At 62.9% G+C, this 21,684-nt stretch carries 20 protein-coding genes and 1 pseudogene; 10 read left to right on the forward strand and 11 right to left on the reverse strand.

What is annotated here, in order from left to right; all coding sequences use genetic code 11:
* Nucleotides 1-3 precede the first annotated feature (3 nt).
* From EU811_RS07100 to EU811_RS07110, 3 genes are all read right to left on the reverse strand, one after another.
* Nucleotides 4-492, reverse strand: a complete 489-nt coding sequence (locus tag EU811_RS07100) for a GNAT family N-acetyltransferase (RefSeq protein ID WP_238703330.1) — start codon at nucleotides 490-492, stop codon at nucleotides 4-6.
* 17 nt (nucleotides 493-509) lie between these two features.
* Nucleotides 510-860 (reverse strand): ArsR/SmtB family transcription factor, encoded by a 351-nt coding sequence (locus tag EU811_RS07105; protein ID WP_142937792.1) that lies wholly within the window; start codon nucleotides 858-860, stop codon nucleotides 510-512.
* Between the two features lie 74 nt (nucleotides 861-934).
* Nucleotides 935-1,672, reverse strand: coding sequence for an aquaporin (locus EU811_RS07110; RefSeq protein WP_142937793.1), 738 nt, complete (start codon nucleotides 1,670-1,672; stop codon nucleotides 935-937).
* Nucleotides 1,673-1,717: 45 nt separating this feature from the next.
* Here EU811_RS07110 and EU811_RS07115 point away from each other — a divergent pair, with 45 nt between their 5' ends.
* From EU811_RS07115 to EU811_RS07130, 4 genes are all read left to right on the forward strand, one after another.
* The gene (locus tag EU811_RS07115; protein WP_142937794.1) at nucleotides 1,718-2,410 is read left to right on the forward strand and encodes an arsenate reductase/protein-tyrosine-phosphatase family protein; all 693 of its coding nucleotides are present in this window, start codon (nucleotides 1,718-1,720) and stop codon (nucleotides 2,408-2,410) included.
* Between the two features lie 135 nt (nucleotides 2,411-2,545).
* The gene (locus EU811_RS07120) at nucleotides 2,546-2,968 is read left to right on the forward strand and encodes an arsenate reductase ArsC (RefSeq protein WP_142937795.1); all 423 of its coding nucleotides are present in this window, start codon (nucleotides 2,546-2,548) and stop codon (nucleotides 2,966-2,968) included.
* A gap of 24 nt (nucleotides 2,969-2,992) precedes the next feature.
* Nucleotides 2,993-3,970, forward strand: a complete 978-nt coding sequence (gene trxB, locus EU811_RS07125) for a thioredoxin-disulfide reductase (RefSeq protein WP_142937796.1) — start codon at nucleotides 2,993-2,995, stop codon at nucleotides 3,968-3,970.
* A gap of 29 nt (nucleotides 3,971-3,999) precedes the next feature.
* Nucleotides 4,000-5,382, forward strand: a complete 1,383-nt coding sequence (locus EU811_RS07130; RefSeq protein WP_142937797.1) for an NAD(P)-binding domain-containing protein — start codon at nucleotides 4,000-4,002, stop codon at nucleotides 5,380-5,382.
* Here EU811_RS07130 and EU811_RS07135 read toward each other — a convergent pair.
* Entirely contained in the window at nucleotides 5,379-6,236 is an 858-nt protein-coding gene (locus tag EU811_RS07135) for a prephenate dehydratase (protein ID WP_142937798.1), read from the reverse strand. The two genes, EU811_RS07130 and EU811_RS07135, sit on opposite strands and share 4 nt — an antisense overlap.
* Nucleotides 6,237-6,380: 144 nt before the next feature.
* On the reverse strand, nucleotides 6,381-7,793 hold the full coding sequence (locus EU811_RS07140; protein ID WP_142937838.1) for an aldehyde dehydrogenase family protein: 1,413 nt from the start codon (nucleotides 7,791-7,793) through the stop codon (nucleotides 6,381-6,383).
* A gap of 161 nt (nucleotides 7,794-7,954) precedes the next feature.
* Between EU811_RS07140 and EU811_RS07145 the strand changes: the two genes are divergently transcribed.
* Entirely contained in the window at nucleotides 7,955-8,596 is a 642-nt protein-coding gene (locus EU811_RS07145) for a LysE family translocator (RefSeq protein WP_142937799.1), read from the forward strand.
* Here the strand turns inward: EU811_RS07145 and EU811_RS07150 are convergent, their stop codons facing one another.
* On the reverse strand, nucleotides 8,597-9,187 hold the full coding sequence (locus EU811_RS07150) for a TetR/AcrR family transcriptional regulator (RefSeq protein WP_142937800.1): 591 nt from the start codon (nucleotides 9,185-9,187) through the stop codon (nucleotides 8,597-8,599). It lies immediately after the preceding gene.
* Nucleotides 9,188-9,309: 122 nt separating this feature from the next.
* Between EU811_RS07150 and EU811_RS07155 the strand changes: the two genes are divergently transcribed.
* The 3 genes from EU811_RS07155 (at nucleotide 9,310) to EU811_RS07165 (ending at nucleotide 12,966) form a co-directional block, all read left to right on the forward strand.
* Entirely contained in the window at nucleotides 9,310-11,292 is a 1,983-nt protein-coding gene (locus EU811_RS07155; protein WP_142937801.1) for a primary-amine oxidase, read from the forward strand.
* 19 nt (nucleotides 11,293-11,311) lie between these two features.
* Nucleotides 11,312-11,743 carry a hypothetical protein gene (locus tag EU811_RS07160; protein ID WP_142937802.1) on the forward strand — a complete coding sequence of 144 codons (432 nt, stop codon included), beginning with the start codon at nucleotides 11,312-11,314 and terminating at the stop codon, nucleotides 11,741-11,743.
* A gap of 185 nt (nucleotides 11,744-11,928) precedes the next feature.
* Nucleotides 11,929-12,966, forward strand: coding sequence for a zinc-dependent alcohol dehydrogenase family protein (locus EU811_RS07165; protein ID WP_142937803.1), 1,038 nt, complete (start codon nucleotides 11,929-11,931; stop codon nucleotides 12,964-12,966).
* Nucleotides 12,967-12,990: 24 nt separating this feature from the next.
* Here the strand turns inward: EU811_RS07165 and EU811_RS07170 are convergent, their stop codons facing one another.
* The 3 genes from EU811_RS07170 to EU811_RS07180 all read right to left on the reverse strand — a co-directional run bounded on the left by EU811_RS07170 (nucleotide 12,991) and on the right by EU811_RS07180 (nucleotide 16,677).
* Complete coding sequence (locus EU811_RS07170; protein ID WP_142937804.1) at nucleotides 12,991-14,226, reverse strand: pyridoxal phosphate-dependent aminotransferase; 1,236 nt, start codon at nucleotides 14,224-14,226, stop codon at nucleotides 12,991-12,993.
* 48 nt (nucleotides 14,227-14,274) lie between these two features.
* Nucleotides 14,275-14,934: a hypothetical protein gene (locus EU811_RS07175; protein WP_142937805.1), complete on the reverse strand. Its 660-nt coding sequence runs from the start codon at nucleotides 14,932-14,934 to the stop codon at nucleotides 14,275-14,277.
* Between the two features lie 147 nt (nucleotides 14,935-15,081).
* Entirely contained in the window at nucleotides 15,082-16,677 is a 1,596-nt protein-coding gene (locus EU811_RS07180; RefSeq protein ID WP_142937806.1) for an alkaline phosphatase D family protein, read from the reverse strand.
* Nucleotides 16,678-16,799: 122 nt separating this feature from the next.
* Here EU811_RS07180 and EU811_RS07185 point away from each other — a divergent pair, with 122 nt between their 5' ends.
* The gene (locus tag EU811_RS07185; RefSeq protein ID WP_223941032.1) at nucleotides 16,800-17,210 is read left to right on the forward strand and encodes a hypothetical protein; all 411 of its coding nucleotides are present in this window, start codon (nucleotides 16,800-16,802) and stop codon (nucleotides 17,208-17,210) included.
* Here the strand turns inward: EU811_RS07185 and EU811_RS07190 are convergent.
* Nucleotides 17,192-19,621, reverse strand: coding sequence for an HAD-IC family P-type ATPase (locus EU811_RS07190; protein WP_142937807.1), 2,430 nt, complete (start codon nucleotides 19,619-19,621; stop codon nucleotides 17,192-17,194). The genes EU811_RS07185 and EU811_RS07190 overlap by 19 nt on opposite strands.
* A 110-nt stretch (nucleotides 19,622-19,731) precedes the next feature.
* Between EU811_RS07190 and EU811_RS07195 the strand changes: the two are divergent.
* Nucleotides 19,732-20,055 (forward strand): annotated as a pseudogene (locus tag EU811_RS07195) (DUF1016 N-terminal domain-containing protein); the annotation flags it as partial.
* 155 nt (nucleotides 20,056-20,210) lie between these two features.
* Here EU811_RS07195 and EU811_RS07200 read toward each other — a convergent pair.
* The gene (locus tag EU811_RS07200) at nucleotides 20,211-21,605 is read right to left on the reverse strand and encodes a phosphomannomutase/phosphoglucomutase (RefSeq protein WP_142937808.1); all 1,395 of its coding nucleotides are present in this window, start codon (nucleotides 21,603-21,605) and stop codon (nucleotides 20,211-20,213) included.
* Between the last annotated feature and the right edge of the window lie 79 nt (nucleotides 21,606-21,684).

Raw genomic sequence — 21,684 nt, forward strand, 5'->3', positions numbered from 1 at the left:
GCGTCAGTCAATGACGGGCGAGCGGCGCTCTAGCAGCAGGGTGTCGCGCCATTGTCCGGCGGCGGGTCCGGTGCTCACGCGAGCAATACGGTTCCGCCGCCCGACAATGGCAAACCCATTGGCTTGATGGAGTCGAAGGCTGGCCTCGTTCTCCGGGAAAATGCTGGACTGGATGGTCCAGATTCCCTGCGCCTCGGTGGAAGCAGCCAGGGCCTGCAGAAGGAGTTTCCCAACGCCGTGGCCGCGTGCAGCGCCCGCAACGTAGATGGAATGCTCAACGACGCCGGCGTAGGCCGGACGCGAGGAAACCGGTGAGACTGCGGTCCAGCCGAGGATCACCCCAGTCTCGTTGACCGCTACCAGCCGGTGGTCCGGAAGCCTGGAGTTGTTGAAGGCGGGCCATTCGGGGGCATTTGTTTCGAAAGTGGCGTAGCCGGTGTCGATTCCTTCCTGGAAGATCTCCCTGACTGCCCGCCAGTCTTTGGGCTCCATAGCCCTCAGCGCTACCGTCACAGCGCGGCCAGGGCGCCGGCTACACTGTCCAATGCGCCCGGGACCATGGAGTAATACGCCCACGTGCCGCGCTTCTCCCGGTGAAGCAAGCCTGCATCCACAAGGATCTTCAGGTGGTGCGACACCGTCGGCTGTCCCAGGCCCAGTGGCTCAGTGAGGTCGCAGACGCAGGATTCTCCTGACGGTTCAGCCTTGACCATGGACAGAAGCCGCAGCCGGTTAGGGTCTGCGAGGGCTTTGAAAACCGTTGCCTTCCGCTTGGCTTCATCCGCATTCAGGGCAGGGTGGCCCGTTGCTTCGCAGCAGTCTTGCTCCGAGGCGGCTTGCAGTATTGGTAAGGCGGTCATGAACCCATTATGCGCCTACATTGACGGCTATCAATGTCCTTTACTTGGGCATTACCCCCGAGCGTAAGGGTGGGTCATGCGTGCTTGTCCGCTGGGTGCGGTACTACGACGTCCTCTGGTGCGCGCGATTCCGTGGGGAACAGCATCGCCAAAAGTCCCAGTCCTATGGCAGCGCCAACCAACTGCGCCAGAACAAATCCAGGCGCGGAGGCGGGTGCGATCCCTGCGAAGGTGTCGCTGAAGACCCGTCCTACCGTGACCGCGGGGTTCGCGAAGGACGTCGAGGAAGTGAACCAATAAGCCGCCCCGATGTAGGCACCAACAGCTGGGGCTGCCAAGAAGCCACGTTTGGTTGCGGCGAGGGAGAAAATCAGCAGAATAAGTCCGGCCGTGGCCACGATTTCGCCCAACAGGTGGCCCGGAGTTGTGCGCTCCTTGCTGGAGATTGACGTACCCACCTCAAACATGGCGTTCGCCAGCACGCTGCCGCAGATGGCGCCCGCAGTCTGCGACGCAATGTACGCGCCTAATTCCCCTAGCGACAGCCCGCTGCCGGTTCGCCTGGCCAGAACCCAGTCCACCAGTGACACCGCCGGATTGAAGTGCGCGCCACTGATGGGTCCAAAGACCAATATGAGGACGGTCAGCCCGAGCACGGTGGCGGTGCTGTTCTGCAGTAACTGCAGGCCGACGTCATGCGGGGAGAGCCGCTGGGCCGCGATGCCGGAGCCGACGACTACGGCTACCAGCAGGCAGGTACCCAGTGCTTCGGCGAGGGCGCGCCGCCAGAGGGCGGTCGGGGAAGAAGTCATGAAGACAGCTTGACTGATGAAAGTAGTTCAGTCAAAATTGAATCAATGGATATTGATCAAAGCTCAAGCCCTCTGGAGAGGGCAGCTCTTCTGGAGAGAGCCGCCAAGTACGCGGCCCTGAGTGACCCTGCGCGGCTCCGCATCGTAGACCTGCTCACCTTGGGGGACCTGTCGCCCACGGAGCTGCAATCGGAATTGGGGATTCCGGCGAATCTGCTGTCGCACCATCTGCGATCCATGGAACTCGCGGGGCTGGCGGTGCGGCATCGTTCCGAAGCTGACAAGCGCCGAAGCTATGTTCGTCTGGCGCCCGGCGCTCTGGAAGGCCTCACTCCCGGCCGCGAGCACGGGGCGCGGCGCGTCTTATTTGTGTGCACCCGCAATAGCGCCCGCTCGCAACTGGCTACCGCTCTGTGGCGAACGGCTAGTGACATCCCAGCGGTTTCGGCGGGAACGCATCCGGCCGAACATGTGGCACCCGGTGCCGTGGATGTTGCCCGCCGCCACGGCTTGGACCTTGAGGGCGTCAAGCCCCGCTTGATCGACCACGTAGCGGGTGCCGAAGACCTGGTGATCACCGTCTGCGATAACGCCCACGAGGAGCTGCCGGGACTCCAGGGCATCCACTGGTCCATTCCGGATCCGGTGCGACTTGATAGCGAGCAAGCGTTTGAGGACGCGTTCGCCGACATTTCACGCCGAGTCCACGATCTCGCCCCCCGGCTGCGTGCCGCCTAGCTCTGCAGCCCTCAATATATTGACAATCATCAATCTATGGACCGATACTCAATGCATCGATGATTATCGATATGACACATCGCGGCATTGGTGCGGATCGATCCCGACCAGACCCAACTGACACAGGAGAACACCGTGAGCACCGAAACCGCTAAGAAGCCGTCCGTTCTGTTCGTCTGCGTTCACAACGCAGGGCGCTCACAGATGGCCGCAGCTTTTCTCACCACCCTTTCCAAGGGTGCCATTGAGGTCCGTTCAGCCGGCTCGCAGCCCGCAGACAAGGTGAACCCCGCCGCGGTGGAAGCCATGTCTGAGCTTGGTATCGACATGTCGGCCGAGATCCCCAAAGTCCTCACCACTGAAGCCGTCAAAGAATCAGACGTCGTGATCACCATGGGCTGCGGAGACGAGTGCCCGTACTTCCCCGGCAAGCGCTACGAGGACTGGGTTCTTGAGGACCCCGCCGGGCAAGGTGTGGACGCGGTCCGGCCGATCCGCGACGATATCAAGACCCGCATCGAAGGCCTTATCGCGTCACTGATCCCCGCGGCCAAGTAACCCCGACTACCAGGAGCAACTCCCGTGAGCAACGAACAACTCATCATCATCGGGTCCGGCCCTGCTGGCTACACAGCGGCGATCTACGCAGCCCGTGCCGGCTTGAATCCCCTGGTTCTGGCAGGTTCCGTCACCGCCGGCGGCGCCCTCATGAACACCACCGAAGTGGAAAACTTCCCCGGCTTCCCCGGCGGTATTCAGGGACCCGAACTCATGGATGGACTCCAGGAGCAAGCGGAAAAGTTCGGCGCCCGGATAGTGTTCGACGACGTCACTGAGGTTGATCTCAAGGCTCACCTCAAGCGCGTAGTCACCGGAGCCGGTGAGACCCACGAGGCACCTGCCGTCATTCTCGCTACGGGCTCGGCGTATAAGGAGCTCGGTCTTCCGGAGGAAAAGAAGCTCAGCGGCCACGGAGTATCCTGGTGCGCCACATGCGACGGCTTCTTCTTCCGTGAGCAAGACATCATCGTTGTTGGTGGTGGTGACTCCGCCATGGAGGAAGCGACGTTCCTGACGCGCTTTGGGAAGTCCGTCACGGTAGTGGTCCGGAAGGGTGAGCTGCGGGCATCCCGGATCATGGCGCAGCGTGCCAAGGACAATCCCAAGATCACCTTCGCTTGGAACTCGGCTATCACGGCCATCCATGGAGACACGAAGGTCACTGGGGTGACGCTCAAGGACACGCGTACCGGTGAAACCCGAGAGCAGGCTGCCACAGGAATCTTCGTAGCCATCGGTCATCTGCCGCGAACAGAACTGGTGGAGGGACAAGTGGACCTCGACGCCGAGGGCTACATCAAGGTGGCCTCGCCAACCACCATGACCAACCTCACCGGTGTGTTCGCGTGTGGCGACGCCGTGGATCACCGCTATCGCCAGGCCATCACTGCGGCGGGCACAGGATGCGCTGCCGCCCTCGACGCTGAGCGTTACCTCGCTGCCCTGGACGACGCCGACAGCATTGCAACAGCACTGGTCGAAGAGCCCACCCACTTCTGAGCTTTACCCAACGGAGGTATGAGTTACCCATGGTTGAGAACCTTCCTGTCGCCGTGATCGGCGCTGGCCCCATCGGCTTGGCTGCAGCGGCCCACCTGCTGGAGCGGGGTCTGGAGCCGATAATCTTCGAGGCCGGGCCGTCAGCGGGTTCAGCGATTGAGCAGTGGCGGCACATACGGTTGTTCTCCCCGTGGCGATTCAACCTCGACGCAGCGGCAGTTCGGTTGCTGGAGCCCACGGGCTGGGAGTCGCCTCGGCTGACCGCCCTGCCCTACGGCGGCGAACTTGTTGATAAGTACCTCAGTCCGTTGGCAGCACACCCGGCCGTTGCCTCCCGTTTGCAGACCGGCGCACGCGTCACCGCGGTTACCCGCGCCGGCCTCGATAAAACCCACGTGCGCGACCGCGACACCACCCCGTTTATGGTCCGAGTGGAACACGCTGATGGGGAGGTGCGCGACTACACCGTGTCGGCTGTCATCGACGCCTCCGGCACCTGGTCCACCCGCAATCCCCTTGGTACGTCAGGGTTACCTGCTATCGGTGAGGTCCGCGCATCAGACCGGATCTCCTCACCCCTTCCCGATGTTTCCGGACGCGATCGGGCCTCGTTCGCTGGCCGACGTGTCTTGGTGGTCGGAGCAGGCCACTCCGCAGCGAACACGCTGATCAACCTCGCGGAACTGGCCAGGACAGAGCCCGAAACACGCATTCTCTGGGCCATCCGCGGTGCATCCCCGGAGAAGGTCTACGGCGGCGGTGATGCCGACGGCCTGCCCGCACGCGGACAGCTCGGCTCCCGGCTTCGCCGTCTGGTGGATGCCGGCACGATCGAACTGCACACAAGCTTCGGCATCAACTCGCTGGTCGATTCGGAGCACGACGTGACCGTATCCTCCGGTGACGGTCGCAGTGTGGTGACGGACGTCGTCGTCCCTTGTACAGGCTTCCGCCCCGATCTGGACATGCTCCGGGAACTGCGCCTGAACCTGGACCCTGCTGTTGAAGCCCCTACGGAACTGGGCCCGCTGATCGATCCCGAATTCCACTCCTGCGGCACTGTCCCGCCGCACGGCGCGAAGGTTCTCGCCCACGCGGAGAAGGACTTCTACATCGTGGGCATGAAGTCGTACGGCCGTGCACCCACCTTCCTGTTGGCCACCGGCTACGAGCAGGTCCGTTCCGTGGCTGCCGCGCTGGGCGGGGATCAGGCGGCGGCTGACACGGTGCACCTGGAGCTACCCGAAACCGGTGTCTGCTCATCCGACGCCGGTACCAGCTGCGACGTGCCTGCCGCAGTTCAGTCCTCGGAGGGCGAGCAGTCCGGCGGTTGCTGCTCCGCTCCGGAACCGGTGCTCATTGGCATCCCCACGGGATTGGCTCACGGCCGTTCCGGGGCCAACCTGGACTAGGCGCTGACGGTGTTCCGTTCGCGGTAACCATCGGCGGCGTAAACACCAAGGACCCGAACCTCGGTGGTGAAGAACTCGAGTTCCTCCAGTGCACGGCGGAGACGAGCATCCGCAGGGTGCCCCTCGACGTCGGAAAGGAACATGGTGGCGGCGAATTCGTCGCCCACCATGTAGCTTTCGAGCCGCGTCATGTTGAGGCCGTTGGTCGCAAAACCGCCCAGTGCCTTATAAAGCGCCGACGGAACGTTTCGGACTCGGAAAACAAAACTGGTGATCGCTGGACCGGGCAGTTCTTCCTTGGTGGGAAGCTCGCGTTCACGGGCCAGAACAACAAAGCGTGTGGTGTTGGTGGGATCGTCCTCCACACCGGAGGCCAACACCTCAAGCCCGTAGAGGCCAGCGGCGAGCGGCGGAGCGAGGGACAGTTTCCGGGGATCGTTCCAGTCCCGGACTTCGCGGGCTGAGCCTGCGGTGTCACCAGCGATGACGGGCTTGAGGCCGGCTTCCCGGATGATCCTGCGGCACTGCCCCAAGGCGTGAATGTGGCTGTGGACCTCCGTGGCGCCTTCAATGGTGCTGCCCGGGATTCCCAAAAGGTCGAAACGGATGGGCAAGAAGTACTCGCCGACGATCTGCAGCTTGGACTGGGGGAGAAGGACGTGGATATCGGCCACACGCCCGGCGATGGAGTTCTCGATCGGGATCATGGCCAGATCCACTTCGCCAGTGGACACCAGCTCAAATGCGTCCTCAAAGCTCGCACATGGAACGCTTTGGAGGTCGGGGAACATTTCCTTGCACGCGAGATCCGAGTTGGCTCCCCGCTCACCTTGGTACGCAATTTTCTGGGCCATGATGCTCATGGTTACACGCAGAGCGCCCGGCCTCCCAACCGCGTCCACCCTGTGACTGGACACCCTAAGACCCCATCTATGTAGCAGCAGAGCGCGTTTTGGGTGCTCAAAACGCGCTCTGCTGCGACTCAGTTGGGTGGAAGGTTAGCCGTTGATGACCTGCGGGACGCCCAGGGCCTTGAGGCCCTCGGCGCCGAACTCCAGGCCGTAGCCGGACTGCTTGGCACCGCCGAACGGGACGCGGGGGTCCACGGCGCCGTGCTTGTTGATCCACACGGTGCCGGCCTGGATTCGTGAAGCCACTTCCCGTGCGGCACCCAAGTCGGAGGACCAGACTGAGGCGCCCAAGCCGACGTCGAGCGCGTTCGCTTTGGCGACTGCCTCGTCAACGGTGCTGTATTTGATGATCGGCAGGGCGGGTCCGAATTGTTCCTCGGCCACCAGCGGGTTGTCGTTGTCGATGTCGGCCACCAGGGTGGTGGGGTAGAAGTTGCCGGGTGCGTCGGCGTCGGGGTTTCCGCCCACCAGGATACGCGCGCCGGAGTCACGGGCGGCCTCCACCAGCCGGGCGACGATGTCGAATTGCTGCCGGTTTTGCAGCGGGCCAAGGACGTTGTTCTCATCGAGCCCAACACCCATGGGCATCGCAGCAGCAACAGCGGTGAGCTCGTTGCAGACGGCCTCGTACTGGGATTCGTGGACGTACAGGCGCTTAAGGGCGGCGCAGGTTTGGCCGGTGTTGATGAACGCACCCCAGAACAGGCCCTCGGCAATGGCTTTGGGGTCCGAGTCCGGCAGGACGATGCCGGCGTCGTTGCCACCAAGTTCCAGTGTGAGCCGCTTGACGGTGTCAGCGGACGAGCGGATGATCGCCTTGCCTGTGGCGGTGGAGCCGGTGAACATGACCTTGCCAATGGCATCGTGCGAGGCCAGCGCTTCGCCGACATCGCGCCCGCCAGAGACAACGGACAGCAGGTCTTCGGGCAGCTCTTCGTTGATGATCGAAGCCAGTGCCAGCACGGACAAGGGAGTGTATTCCGAGGGCTTGACCACTACGGCGTTGCCCATGCGCAGGGCCGGGGCGATCTGCCAGACGGTGATCATCATGGGCCAGTTCCACGGGCCGATGGCACCTACGACGCCGATGGGCCGGTAGTGCAGTTCGGCGCGGGTTTCGCCGTCGTCCACTACGGTTTCGGGGTCCAACGGGGTGGCGGCCGTGGCGCGGAGCCACGCTGCGCAGGCGCCGACTTCGAAGCGCGCGTTCGGGCCGTTCAGCGGCTTGCCCTGCTCGCGGGAGAGCAGCTGGGCAAGTTCTTCGGCGGAACGTTCGACGGCGTCGGCGGCTTTCATGAGCGCGGCGGACCGGGCGTCGTGGCCCAGAGCAGCCCACGCGGGTTGGGCAGCGGCGGCCGCGGTGATGGCGGATTCGAGGTCCTCGACAGTGTGAACCGGTGCTTCGCCGACGGCCTCGCCCGTCGCCGGGTCAAAAATGGTGCGGCTGTTCTGGCCGGGGGCCGGGGTGATCGAGGCCAGCAGGGCGTCGTAAGTCTCCATTGGTACTCCGCTCATGTAGTAATTCTTGGCGGCCAGTGAGGCACGCGGCGATGTTTCCAGTGTGGCGGGCGCCACGTGCGTGGACCTTGTCTATGCACGAACAGCCCTTGACCGGAAGCGAACGCTTTCCGAAGCGGGGCCGGTGCCTGATAATCGAGCTTGTGACTCTTGCTTCCCTCGCTGCCTTTGCCGGCCTATGCCTCGTCCTTTCCGTGACGCCAGGGCCGGACACTTTCCTTGTCCTGCGCATCGCGTTGAACCGTCCCAGTGCGGGCATTGCTGCGGCGGCAGGGTCTGCGGTTGGCGCCATAGCCTGGGCTGCATTGGTGGGAGTGGGCCTAGCCGCCATCCTTGAGCAATCCGCGGAACTGTTCCGCTGGGTCAAGATCGCGGGCGGCTTGTACTTGCTGTATTTGGGCGTTTCGTCATTCATCAAATCCCGCAAGGCAGCCAAAGCCGGCGCCGACGGAACAATCGCGGACGCGCCCCTCCCTTACAGTCGGCTTTCGGCCATGGGGGCGGGGGCGCTGTCCACGCTGCTCAACCCGAAGGTGGGCCTGTTCTACTTGGCTGTGGTCCCGCAGTTCATCCCGCACGGTGGCGACACCATGGGAACCTCCCTCATCCTGGGTGTAGTGGTGGCTGTCATCGCCTTCGCCTATCTGTCGATGATCGCCGTCGTCGCGTTCAAGGCGATGAGGTGGCTCAAGCGTCCCAAGGTGAGTTCCGTCGTCGAGCGTGTCAGTAGCGGTGTGATCGCCGGGCTGGGCGTTGGAGTCGTGGCTTCCGGCGCGACCAGCTAGCTACGCCGCGAGTAGCGCCAGATAGTTATCCAACTGCCCCGCAAGATCCTGCGAAAAATGTTCAGCCGGGGACAATGCCACCACGATCTGTGCGCCGAGCATCATGTTGAGCAGGTGGTCGGCGACGGCGGCGTCCCCGATAGGGGTGCTGATCTCACCGGCCGCCCGGGCTGCTGCGCAATGAGCCGTGATGGTGGCATGCCACTGGCTCATGGAATCGCTGTGGAGTGCTGCCATGTCAGCGTCGTTCAGCGCCTTCTGCCAGAACGGAATCACGATGCGGGCTTCGTTGACGCGTTCTTCATCCAGCGGCAGGACTTCGGCGCAGAACGCGCGGAGTGCCGCCACTCCTGAGAGTCCATCCGTCATGGTGGCGATGCGCTGGTTGGTGCGGTTGAAGACGTGCGCGAACGCCGACGTCAGCAGGAGGTCCTTGGTGGGGAAGTAGGGCTTGAGGGCGCCGTTGGCGAAGCCTGCTTCCTCGGCGATTTCGCGCATGGTTGCACCTTCCATGCCCAGCCTCGCGATGATCCGCCAAGTCGCGTCAACTAGTTCGAGGCGTCGTTGATCGTGGTCAACAATCTTTGGCACTGGGCGGGCTCCCGGGAAAATAATCGGCGAAAAGGTCTTGTGACCCATCTTACGTTTTGGTTATTCTCTACATCTATAGAAAATAAATCCTGACCGTTCCAGGTCCCGGACAAGAGGCAGCCATGACGCTTACATCATCTGAGACAGCAACAGACGCCGTCGCCATTGTGGAAACGCAGTACGCCCTGGCAACAGGCGCCGAGATCTCTGAGGTCCAGGGAATCCTGCAGGCCGCCGGACACCTAGGCGCCGAGAAGCGCATCGCCTATCTGGGACTGGTGGACCCGGCCCGAGGCCAGTCAGAGCAGGACCGCCGTTTCCGCGTCTTCCTCCACGACATCTCCGGAGGCGCCCCCACTGACGTCCTCGTCTCCGTGACCCGCGGCGAGATCCTCTCCTCCATAGAGCTCGACACCAAGGTCTCCGGCGAACTCCCTGTCCTGGAGGAGGAATTCGAAGTGGTGGAGACACTCCTCGCCACCGATGAGCGGTGGCTCGCCGCCCTCGATGCCCGGGACCTGGACGTCACCAAGGTCCGTGTTGCTCCGCTGTCCGCTGGCGTCTTTGAGTATGAAGAAGAACGCGGCCGTCGCATCCTGCGTGGCCTCGCCTTCGTTCAGGATTTCCCGGAGGACAGTGCTTGGGCACACCCCGTGGATGGACTCGTAGCCTACGTGGACGTGGTCAACAAGGAAGTCACCCAGGTCATCGATCTGGGCGTCATGCCGATCCCGGCAGAGCACGGAAACTACACGGATCCTGAACTGACTGGACCGCTCCGCACCACGCAAAAGCCCATCAGCATCACCCAGCCGGAGGGCCCCAGTTTCACCGTCACAGGTGGCAACCACGTCGAATGGGAAAAGTGGAGCGTGGACGTCGGCTTCGATGTCCGCGAAGGTGTTGTCCTCCACAACCTTGCCTTCCAGGACGGTGACCGGCTCAGGCCCATCATCAACCGCGCCTCCATCGCCGAAATGGTGGTTCCCTACGGCGATCCTTCGCCCATCAGGTCCTGGCAGAACTACTTCGACACCGGCGAGTACCTGGTGGGCCAGTACGCCAACTCTTTGGAACTGGGCTGCGACTGCCTGGGCGACATCACCTACCTCAGCCCTGTCATCAGCGACGCCTTCGGCAACCCCCGCGAAATCCGCAACGGCATCTGCATGCACGAGGAAGACTGGGGCATCCTCTCCAAGCACTCAGACCTGTGGACCGGCATCAATTACACCCGCCGCAACCGCCGCCTGGTGATCTCCTTCTTCACCACTATCGGCAACTACGACTACGGCTTCTACTGGTACCTCTACTTGGACGGCACCATCGAATTCGAAGCCAAGGCCACCGGCGTCGTCTTCACCAGCGCGTTCCCGGAAGGCGGCTCGGACAACATCTCCCAACTCGCCCCGGGCCTCGGTGCCCCCTTCCACCAGCACCTCTTCAGCGCGCGCCTGGACATGGCCATTGACGGCTTCACCAACCGCGTGGAGGAAGAAGACGTAGTCCGCCAGGCCATGGGCGCAGGCAACGAGCGCGGCAACGCGTTCTCCCGCAAGCGCACACTCCTGACCAAAGAATCCGAAGGCGTCCGGGAAGCCGACGCCCGTGCAGGCCGCACCTGGATCATCTCCAACCCGGAATCAAAAAACCGTCTGGGTGAGCCGGTCGGCTACAAACTCCATGCCCAGAACCAGCCCACGCTGCTGGCCGATCCCGGTTCGTCCATCGCCAAGCGCGCAGCGTTCGCCACCAAGGACGTGTGGGTCACCCGCTACGCCGACGAGGAACGCTACCCCACGGGCGACTTCGTGAATCAACACTCCGGCGGCGCCGGCTTGCCGGCTTACATTGCCCAGGACCGCGACATTGACGGTCAGGACATCGTCCTTTGGCACACCTTCGGCCTCACGCATTTCCCGCGCGTCGAGGACTGGCCCATCATGCCCGTGGATACCGTCGGCTTCAAACTCCGGCCGGAAGGCTTCTTTGACCGCAGCCCGGTTCTGGACGTGCCGGCCAGCGCCTCGGGTTCGAGCTGCCACAGCACAGGCGCGGCAGCCGAATCAGAAGATCACAGCCAGCCCGCCGGGCACTGCCACTAGAACCGCTCCGGGACACACAATGACCACGACGGCGGGACGGGTCCGGTCAGCCGGGCCCGTCCTGCACCCCCGGATCTGCGCAGCGCTCACGGCAGTCTCGTGCCTGGTGCACCTGTGGCTCGCCGCTTCAGGACACCACGACGTCTGGCTGGGCATCCTCATGATCGCGTTGGCCGCCGTCTGCGTCCCCTGCACGGTCCACATATGGCGCCACAGCCGGGTGGGCGCACTCCATCAAGTGACCATCTCCGCATTGGCAATGGTGGGACTCCATGCCGTCCTGCTGCTTGGGGCGGGAGGTGCCGGACACGTCCACGGCGGCAGGCCGACGTCGAACGCTGTTGATACCTCCGGCGCGGCCGGATTGTTGCTGGTTATCGGGCTGGAAATCACGACGGCGTTACTCGCCGCGACGCTGGTGGCGCGCCTGAGGCGTCGGGTGGCAGGCTGACCCACACCTGCCGCCGAAGTGGCCCATCTTTGCTGGAGCAAAGCCCGGTTTTCGGGGTCGAGGACCATGCCGGAGAACCAAAGAAGGGGCAAAGGGGAAAGGTCTTGTTGCTGCGGCCGATGTTGATGCGGGGCATGGTGGGCACCGAAAGTGTGACAGCGGCCGCCAATTGCTAGAGTCGGTCAGTGCGCGCAGTAGTTTTTGATGAAGTCCGGACCCAGCCCGACGTAAGGGATGTCGCCAAACCCCAGGCTCCCGCGGGAGGTGTGGTGGTGAGAGTGTTGGCAACAGGCATGTGCCGCAGCGACTGGCATGCCTGGGCCGGCCACGATGACATCGCCATGCCCCATGTGCCAGGTCACGAGCTCGCCGGGGTGATCGACGCCGTCGGAGAAGGCGTTCAGCGCTGGAAAGTCGGCGACCGCGTCACCGTCCCCTTCGTCTGCGGGTGCGGCACCTGCGAATGGTGCCTGGCCGGCGAGGCGCAGGTCTGCCCGGACCAGCAGCAGCCCGGCTTCACCCACTGGGGATCGTTCGCCGAGTTTGTGGCCCTGCACGCTGCGGACAGCAACTTGGTTGCCATTCCTGACGGTGTTGAGTTCACGACGGCGGCAAGCCTCGGCTGCCGCTTCGCCACGGCATACCGTGCGCTGGCAGCCCGTGCCCAGGTGAAGGCTGGCGAGTGGGTGACCGTGGTGGGCGCCGGCGGAGTGGGGCTCAGCGCTGTGATGATTGCCAAGGCCATGGGAGCAAAGGTCATTGCCGTGGACCGGAACCCCGAGGCCCTGGCCGTGGCCGCACGGTTGGGCGCCGACCATACGGTGCTCGCCGATGGTGCGGATATCCCGGCCGCAGTCAACGCCCTCTCCGGCGGAGGCACCCATGTGGCGGTAGACGCCGTCGGAAGTGAACAGACCTGCGCCGATGCGATCCTGAGCCTTCGACGGCGCGGCCGGCACGTCCAGATCGGTTTGCTGCCGTCAGTCGACGGTAACCCGCAAGTACCCATGGCACGTGTGATCGGCTGGGAACTGGACCTCTTGGGCAGTCACGGTATGGCCGCTGTGGACTATCCGGGCATGATGGCGCTCATTGAACAGGGTGCGCTCAATCCACAGCTGCTGATCGAACGCACCATTGGCTTGGAAGACGCCGCTGCACTGTTGCCCGGGTTCGACCAAGCCAACCCCGCTGGCATGACCATGATTGACCCTGCCCTGTAACTGCTCGCGCCGCCGAAATGCGACCTACTTGGGTGAGTCCGCGGGGCGGTTCCGGTACGCGGCGAGGAAATGGTCGATCCGGCGCACCGCTTCCTCAATGTCCTCCGTAGCCGGCAGGATCACAAACCGGAAATGGTCCGGCGTGGGCCAATTGAAGGCCGTTCCGTGCGAGACCAGGATTTTCTGTTCCTGCAGGAGTTGGAGGACGAACTTCTCGTCTGAGGCAATCGGGTAGATCTCGGGATCCAAGCGAGGAAACAGGTACATGGCACCCGCTGCGGGAACGCAACTGACGCCCGGGATCGCGGTGAGGAGCTTCCACGCCAGGTCCCGCTGGTCGCGGAGCCTTCCGCCAGGACGGATGAGCGCTTCGATGCTTTGGTACCCACCCAGGCAGGTCTGGATTGCGTGCTGGGCCGGGACGTTGGCACACAACCGCAATGAGGCCAGCAGTTCCAAAGACTCCCGGTAAGCAGCGGTTGCCGTTCGGGGGCCGGTAACAGCAACCCAACCTGCCCGGTATCCGGGCATGCGGTACGCCTTGGACAACCCGCTGAAGGTCAAGACGCAGACGTCCTCCACCACCGAGGCCGTGTGAATATGGGGGGCATCGACGTAGCGGATCTTCTCGTAAATCTCATCGGAGAACAGAACGAGGTCATGCTTACGGGCCAGGTCCGCGAACTGTTCCAGAATGTGCCGGGGGTAGACGGCGCCGGTGGGGTTGTTCGGGTTGATGATCACAATGCCCTTGGTGCGCTGGGTGATCTTGGCTTCGACGTCCGCCATGTCCGGCCACCAGTTCTCCTCCTCATCGCATAGGTAGTGAACGGGTTTGCCGCCCGTCAGGGTCACTGCCGCAGTCCACAAGGGGTAATCGGGTGCCGGGATGAGGATTTCGTCGCCGTTCTCCATGAACGCCTGCAGGGTCATGGAGATGAGCTCGCTGACGCCGTTGCCAACAAAGACATCTTCGACGCCGATCGTCATCAGTCCGCGCGTCTGGTAGTACTGCGAGATGGCGGTGCGGGCGGAGAAAATGCCCTTGGAGTCGCTGTAACCCTGTGCGCCGCGAAGGTGATGGATCATATCCACCACAACAGACTCCGGTGCCTCCAGTCCAAACGGTGCCGTGTCACCCAGATTCATTTTGAGAATGCGGTGCCCCTCGGCCTCCATGGCCTTGGCCGCTTGGAGGATGGGCCCACGGAGTTCGTAGCGGACATTCTGAAGTTTGCTGGAGTGCTGCATCGGACGCATGGTTGATCTTTTCATGGCAGCGGCCCGGGTGAGCAAACTGTTCCGGAATCAGACCCAGCGTATGACCACGGGAAGGCGCCGGGTGCTTGCCGAAACTTCCCGTTCAGTGCCGTCCACAGCAACAGCGAAGTGCTGAACATCGTCCGCTGAAGCGAGGACCTCAAAGTGCCCGGTCGCGTCACTGACGGCGGCAGTAGCCGATGAATGCGCGTGGATGTAGGCGTCGGAGATGCCCTTGTTGTGGCCATCCACCAGTCGTCCCCGGATGCGGCGTCCGGCAGCCGCGTTGCCCACTGCCGCCTGTGCGGGCGGATCCGACGGTTCCTCGAAGCGGAGGGATACAGGGATGCAGACCAGAAAACCCAGCCCTTGCCCGATTGCGCCGTCATACTCCGCAGGCCGGAACTCGCCGTTGGACACCACTGAGTACTGGCCATGGAGTTCCACAGCCAGAAGCAGTTGCTCCATGTTGTCCAACTGCTCAGGGCCGTGGCATTCAACGGCCACCTTCAGCTCCAGATCCAGTGCCGGGCCGTCGCGGCGTGACCGCCCAACCCTGTTGAGGGTTACGGCGCGTACGGTGACCGGAGCGTCGGGTGGCGGAACGACGGCGGTGGGGGACCCGTCGTCGAACCTTACGTGTTGAGGGGCGACGGCGTCGGAAAGTACCCCCAGGAGGTCGGACAGCGACGATTGCACATGGCCCACGGAAGAACCCCAGCCGGACGGAGATCCACTAATTCAACTGGAACAAGGCTACTCCCGGAGATGCCCGTAGCGCACGGCGCATGCCCGGGTTTTTGTACAGATAATGCCCCTAAGGCCGCCGCAGGAGGGCATTATCTGTACAAAAATTCAGGAGAGTCCCGGTACACCGTCTTTGATGGTGAACGACTTTTTGGTGCTGACCGGGGCGCCCGGCGTGGTGACATAGTCCAGTACACGGAAGTCCGCGGTCATGGCCTCCTTGGTAATGCGAGTGTTCACGTAGCCGCGGTTGTCGTTGTAGAACTTCAGGTGCGGGTTCCAGGCCATGGTGGGGTCGGTGGTGGATCCTGTGCCGTCACCCGTGGAGGTAATGGACGAGCACACCAGTTCTGTTCCTACCACCGCTGCGGCAGGGTCTTTGTAGTCCACTTTGAGGTTGGTGGCCCAGTGGCGGTGAACGTCGCCGGTGAGTACGACGGCGTTGCGCACCTTGGCGTCCAACCAGCCTTGGGTGATCCTGCGGCGGGAAGCGGCATAGCCGTCCCAGCCGTCCATGGAGACGTCGTCGATGTTCGGCGCCTTGTCGCGGTCCCGTTCGGCGAAGAAGACCTGCTGGCCCAGGATGTCCCAGCGTTGCGTGGAGTTCTTGAATCCGTCCAGCAGCCACTTTTCCTGCTCAGCACCGGTGATGGTGCGGTTCTCGTCCAGACGCTCGGCCACGTTCTTCTTCCAGCCGTCCCCGGCGAGCTGGTCGTCCCGGTACTGGCGGGTGTCCATCATGTGGAAGTTGGCCAGCTGGCCCCACTGGATGCTGCGGTAGATCTTCATGTCGAATCCAGCCGGAACCGATGACGCGCGCAGCGGCATGTTTTCGTAGTACGCCTGGAAGGCTGCGGAGCGGCGCTGCCGGAAGTGCTCCGTGGTGTCGTTGAGCTGGCCGGGGTCGCTGTTCTCGGGGATCTCGTCCGCCCAGTTGTTGTCCACCTCGTGGTCATCCCACACCACCAGCCAAGGCGCGATTGCGTGCGCAGCCTGCAGATCGGCGTCGGCCTTGTATTGGGCGTGCCGCTGGCGGTAACCCGCGAGACTGACTGTCTCCGGGCCCTCATGATCACGGGGGTTGCCGCCGCCGATCACGTAGCTGTCCTTTTTGTACTCGTAGAGGTAGTCGCCGAGGTGCAGCACCAGATCCGGGTGGTCTTCGGCCAGCCGCTTGTACGCGGTGAAGTAGCCGTGCTCGTACTGTGCGCAACTGGCGAATGCCATGGCCAGCGCAGCAGGGGTCTCGCCGGGTGCGGGGCTTGTCAGGGTGCGGCCAACTTCACTCAGGTGCCGTCCTGTCCGGAAGCGGTAGAAGTACTCCCGGCCGGGTCGGAGACCTTTGAGTTCTACGTGCACCGAGTGGGCGGTTTCGATTCTGGCATGTTCGACGCCGCGGGCTACTACCCGGCGCATCGCCGGATCTTCTGCGACTTCCCAGGCGACGGCGACGTTGCGGGAGGGCATGCCGCCCAAGCCATCTTCGGCCACGGGGTTCACTGCCAGCCGGGTCCAGATCACAAAGCCGTCGGGCCACGGTTCGCCTGATGCGATGCCAAGTGTGAACGGATGGGTGCGGAGACCGGCGTCGTCCGCTGTTGAAACCGCTACGGCGGGACTGGCGACGGCGGTGCCAGGCAGGGCGGCGACGAGTCCGGCCCCGAGTCCGGCGGTGATGAGGGATCGGCGGGAGATGTTTTCCATACGACCGAGCCTAGGAAGCCCGGGTTGACTGGATTCAAGGGAGACGTGAATGAGTGGTTAATTGTGTGACAAAAAGTGTAACTCCGGGTTGGGGTGGAGGAGGGCTCGTCTATGCTCAGTTCATGACTACGGGGGAGAGCCGTCAGCGGCCCGGAGTGGTGACGTTCTCAGTGGTGCTGATGTACATCGGCGGCATCGCGCAAATCCTCTTGGGAATCCTGACAATTTTCCTGCGCTACACCCCGGAAGCCCAATCCGGCGGCATTGCTTTGCCCATCACGTTGCTGGGTGCAGGCATGATCCTGTTCGGCTTGTTGGTGATCGGGCTGGCGTCCGGAGTTGCGCGGGGAAGCGAAGCAGCCCGTCGCGGCGCCACAGCAGTCATGCTGCTCGGACTGGCTTTTGCCGTGCTGGACCTCATTATTGCCGCGGACGGAGATTGGTCCGCTGTGATCTCACAATCCATCGCAACGGTGGCTGTGCTGGTGCCGCTGTGGGCAGGCCGGGGACGCCGCTACTTCGAGACGCGCTGATGTAGTGCTTCCTGGGCATCCCGGTAGGCAACACGGCGGTGAACGAAGCGGACAACCTCGATCAGTGCGATGCAGGCAACGGATGTTCCCAGGATCAGTACTGCCGTGGGCAGCGTCGGATCCGTGAATTGCAGGAAGTCACGGGCAATCGGCACCGAATACACGAGTACCAGCCCGATCATCATGGCGCCGATGACCATGCCCTTGAAACGGGTGACGGGACGCGAGAGCACCACCAGAATCCAGATGCCTATGATCGCCAGGATGAGTGTGGACCCGGTCCGGATCTCCGCTTCCGGAATTTGCATGTTCGCGGCAAGCCGGGCGTAGGAGGCCAGCCCCAAAGTTACGGAGACTCCCGCAGGGACGGCGAAAGTGAGTGAGCGCCGCAGGAAACCGGGAACGTAGCGCTGAGCATTGGGCAGCAGCGCCAGGAAGAAGGCAGGGATGCCGATGGTCAGGCCGTCAGTCACGCTCAGCTGACGCGGAAGGAACGGGAACGGCAGCAGCAGGATTCCGAACGCGATGGCAAGGAAGGTGGCGTACGCGGTTTTAGTCAGGAACAGCATGGAGACGCGCTCAATGTTGGCAATGACCTGACGGCCCTCGGCAACCACGCTGGGCAGGTGCGAGAACTTGCCGTCAAGGAGCACCAGACGGGCCACCGCTTTGGTGGCGGCGGCACCGGAATTCATGGCCACACCAATATCGGCTTCCTTGATGGCCAAGGCATCGTTGACGCCGTCGCCGGTCATGGCAACCGTGCGGCCCGCACCCTTCAGCGCAACGACGATCCTTTTCTTCTGGTCTGGAGTCACCCGGCCAAAGACCACGTTGTTGTTGATGACTTCCAGCAAATCCTGGTCGTCGTCGGGCAATTCGCGGGCATCAAAGCCGTGAGGTGCATTCAGCCCCACTTCCCGGGCGATCGCGGCCACCGTTTGTGGGTTGTCACCGGAAATGACCCGGACATCCACATCCTGTGCTGCGAAATACGTGAGTGTCTCCGCAGCGTCGGGACGGATATTCTCCTTGAACGTCAGGAGGACCACTGGGACAGCATCTGGCGGAACAGTCTCGTCGTCGGTGGGCGTGCCGTGGGCTAGGACCAGCGTGCGCCGGCCGGTTGTGGCGAGTTCTGCGGCTTGGGTGGCAAGTTGCCGCTTCGCGGGATCGCTGGAGTCGCGGTCCGGGAACACCATTTCCGGGCCGCCCAGGATCCACATCCCGTCCTCGAAAATCACCGCGCTCCATTTGCGGGCGGACGAGAAAGGCACCCGGTCAAGCGGGAGGCTGGCTGGCTCGTTGAAGTGGCCGGCGAGGCTGCGGGCCGTTGCGTTCGCATCTTTCTGCACGCCATACCAGGACAGCACCGACTTCCAACCAGGACGTGCGGTGAGCGGGTGCGCGTCGTCGAAAACGATGTCGCCCTGGGTAAGTGTCCCGGTCTTGTCGAGGCAAATGATATCCACCCGGGCAAGGCCTTCCACCGCGGGCAGTTCCTGCACCAGCACCTGCTGGCGGGCCAGCTTTACCGCCCCCACAGCGAAAGTAATGCTGGTCATCAGCACCAGGCCCAGTGGGACCATGGCGACGACGGCGGCAATAGTCGCCGTCGCTGCGTCCCGCCACGTTCCACTTGCCGAGGCCTCTGCCCACCCGCCCTGGGCAATCATCTGTGCGTTCAGAACCAATAACGCCACGGGACCGACGAACCAGGTGACCCATTTCAGGACGCGGTCGATCGAGGAGCGGAGCTCCGACGCTACAAGGGAGAATCGTTTGGCTTCCGCGGCGAGCGAGTTGGCGAAGGAATCTGCGCCCACCCGATCCACCACCGCTGAGCCTTCACCGGCGACCACCACAGAGCCGGACAACACGCGATCCCCGATTTCCTTCTCCACCGCATCGGATTCGCCCGTCAGCATGGATTCGTCCACTTGGAGTCCGCGTGATCCAGACACCAAACCGTCCGCCGGCACCTGGTCCCCGGCCCTCAGGACAAGGGTGTCGTCCAGCACAACGTCATCGAGGGCGATGTCTGCCTCTGATCCATCACGCATTACCCGGGCATGCGGGGCGTTCAGCAAGGCCAGTCGGTCCAACGCACGCTTGGCCCGGTACTCCTGGACACTGCCTATCACGGCGTTGGCGATGGCACTGAAACCGAAGAGGGCATCCTGCCAGCGGCCGATCGCGAACAGAACAATGAAGCAGGCCAGGATGATGCCGTTGAACAGGGTGAGAACGTTGGCGCGGACGATGCTCCAGACGCTGCGGCTGGTGTCTTGGACGAACGCGTTGGTTTGCCCTGCGGCCACCCTCTCGGCGACCTCGGCAGTGCTCAGGCCCTGCACGGAGGACCCCACCGGTCGGATGGCCGCCACTGAATGTTCTTTATCGTTTGGCACTCATGCCCCCATTGTTGAGCCGGTGGAGCGATGGGACTGAGTATGCCAGCCGCGGCGGGTTATGTCGCCGTCGCCGGTGTTGGGAGTAGCGGGTTTGCTCTGTCAACACACAGTTGATCGAGTTGTATTGGTCGATCGGGAAGACTGTCCTGGAGCGACAGCAGGTGGAGCAATGGGGGAGCGGGGTCATGGGACGCCTGGCCGAGGACCTCCGTGCAGAGTTCCCGGAGATGAAGGGCCTCTCTCGACGGAACCTCTTTTATATGCGGGGATTCGCAACCGCCTGGACGGATCCAATTGTGCAACAAGCCGTTGCACAATTGCCGTGGGGTCACGCCACCGTTCTATTGGACAAGGCAAACAACCACGAAGACCACCTGGTGGCTGCCCTCGACTGGGCAGAACCTGACGAGGCGCGGGCCGAGCCCACTTAGGCGGTACGCCAACAGTTTCGGTCACTCCCGCCACCACGCGCCAAGCGTCAGGGATCGACATCAGCCAGGCTTAACAGCGCACGAAGCACAGCAAGCAAACAGAAGCGTTCGACGGCGGGTGCGCGGCCGCCGTCGAACGCTTCTGTTAGTTGTTGCTACTTCCGGATCATGTCCAGGACAGCATCCCGCATGCGGCCCATGGTCATTTCATCGGTCGCTTCAACATTGAGCCTGAGCAGTTCTTCTGTATTTGAGGCCCGGAGGTTGAACCACCATTCGCCTGACTCAGCGATCACGCTCAGCCCGTCAAGGTCATCAATGCGGACACCCTGCGCTTGTTGGTACCTTTCGCGCACGTCCGAAATGGCTTGGGAAACATCCACCACGGTTGAGTTGATTTCGCCGCTGGCCGAGTACGGCTCGTATTGCCGTGCCAGCGTGGAGAGGGGCGCTGATTGCTCGCCCAGGGCAGCAAGGACGTGCATGGCCGCCAGCATCCCGGTGTCCGCGTTGTAGAAGTCACGGAAGTAGTAGTGCGCCGAATGTTCCCCACCGAAGACGGCGTCTTCTTCAGCCATTTGTGCCTTGATGAACGAGTGGCCTACTCGTGTACGGACTGGCCGGCCACCGGCCGCCGTCACGAACTCGGGCACCGATTGGGACGTGATCAAATTGTGGATCACTACGGGGTTGCCCTGGCCCGCTGCTTGAACCCTTGAAATCTCGCGCACCGCGATCATGGAGGTAATGGCCGACGGTGTCACGGGTTGACCGGTCTCGTCCACAACAAAGCAGCGGTCAGCGTCGCCGTCGAATGCCAGCCCAAGGTCAGCGCCGTGGGCAAGTACGGCTGCCTGCAGGTCCCGAAGGTTCTCCGGTTCCAAGGGGTTGGCCGGGTGGTTGGGGAAGGTGCCATCCAGCTCGAAATACAAGGGGACGATAGTCAAGGGCAAGTCCTCCAGAATCTGGCTGCCCAACACCGCGGGAACTGTTAGGCCGGCCATGCCGTTGCCTGCATCCACTACAACTTTTAGCGGCCTCACTCCCGTCAGGTCCACGAGCGAACGCAGCTTGAGCGCATATTCACCAAGGACCTCAAGCGGCGAAACGGTCCCCGCTGATTCTGCCTTGGGATACCCGTGGTCCAGATAGCGTTGGGCGAGGTCCCGGATATCGAACAGTCCTGAGTCAGAAGAGATGGGAACAGCTCCGGCCTTGGCCATCTTGATTCCGTTGTACTGGGCAGGGTTATGGCTTGCTGTGAAGATGGCACCAGCCGCGTTCATGGCGCCGCAGGCAAAGTAGAGCTCGTCGGTGGCAATGAGCCCGAGGTCGTGGACATTGGCGCCCCGGGCCGCGGCACCCCGCGAAAACGCGGAGACAAACCCTTTGGAGGACGGACGCATGTCTCCGCCGCAGAACACAGTCTTGCCCGCACGGCCCAGGACGTCCACGAATGCTGCCCCGATGGCCTCTGCAACGTCATCGGTGAGGGAAACACCCACCAAGCCACGGACGTCGTACGCCTTGAAAGATGAGGAAAGATCCATTGTTCTCCTTGCGGGCACGCCTCAATGATAGGAAGCGAACGGATGATGTTGGAAAACCAACAATATCAGGTTGGCCGGC

Source organism: Arthrobacter sp. TS-15 (genome assembly GCF_006964045.1).
Classification (GTDB): Bacteria; Actinomycetota; Actinomycetes; order Actinomycetales; family Micrococcaceae; genus Arthrobacter.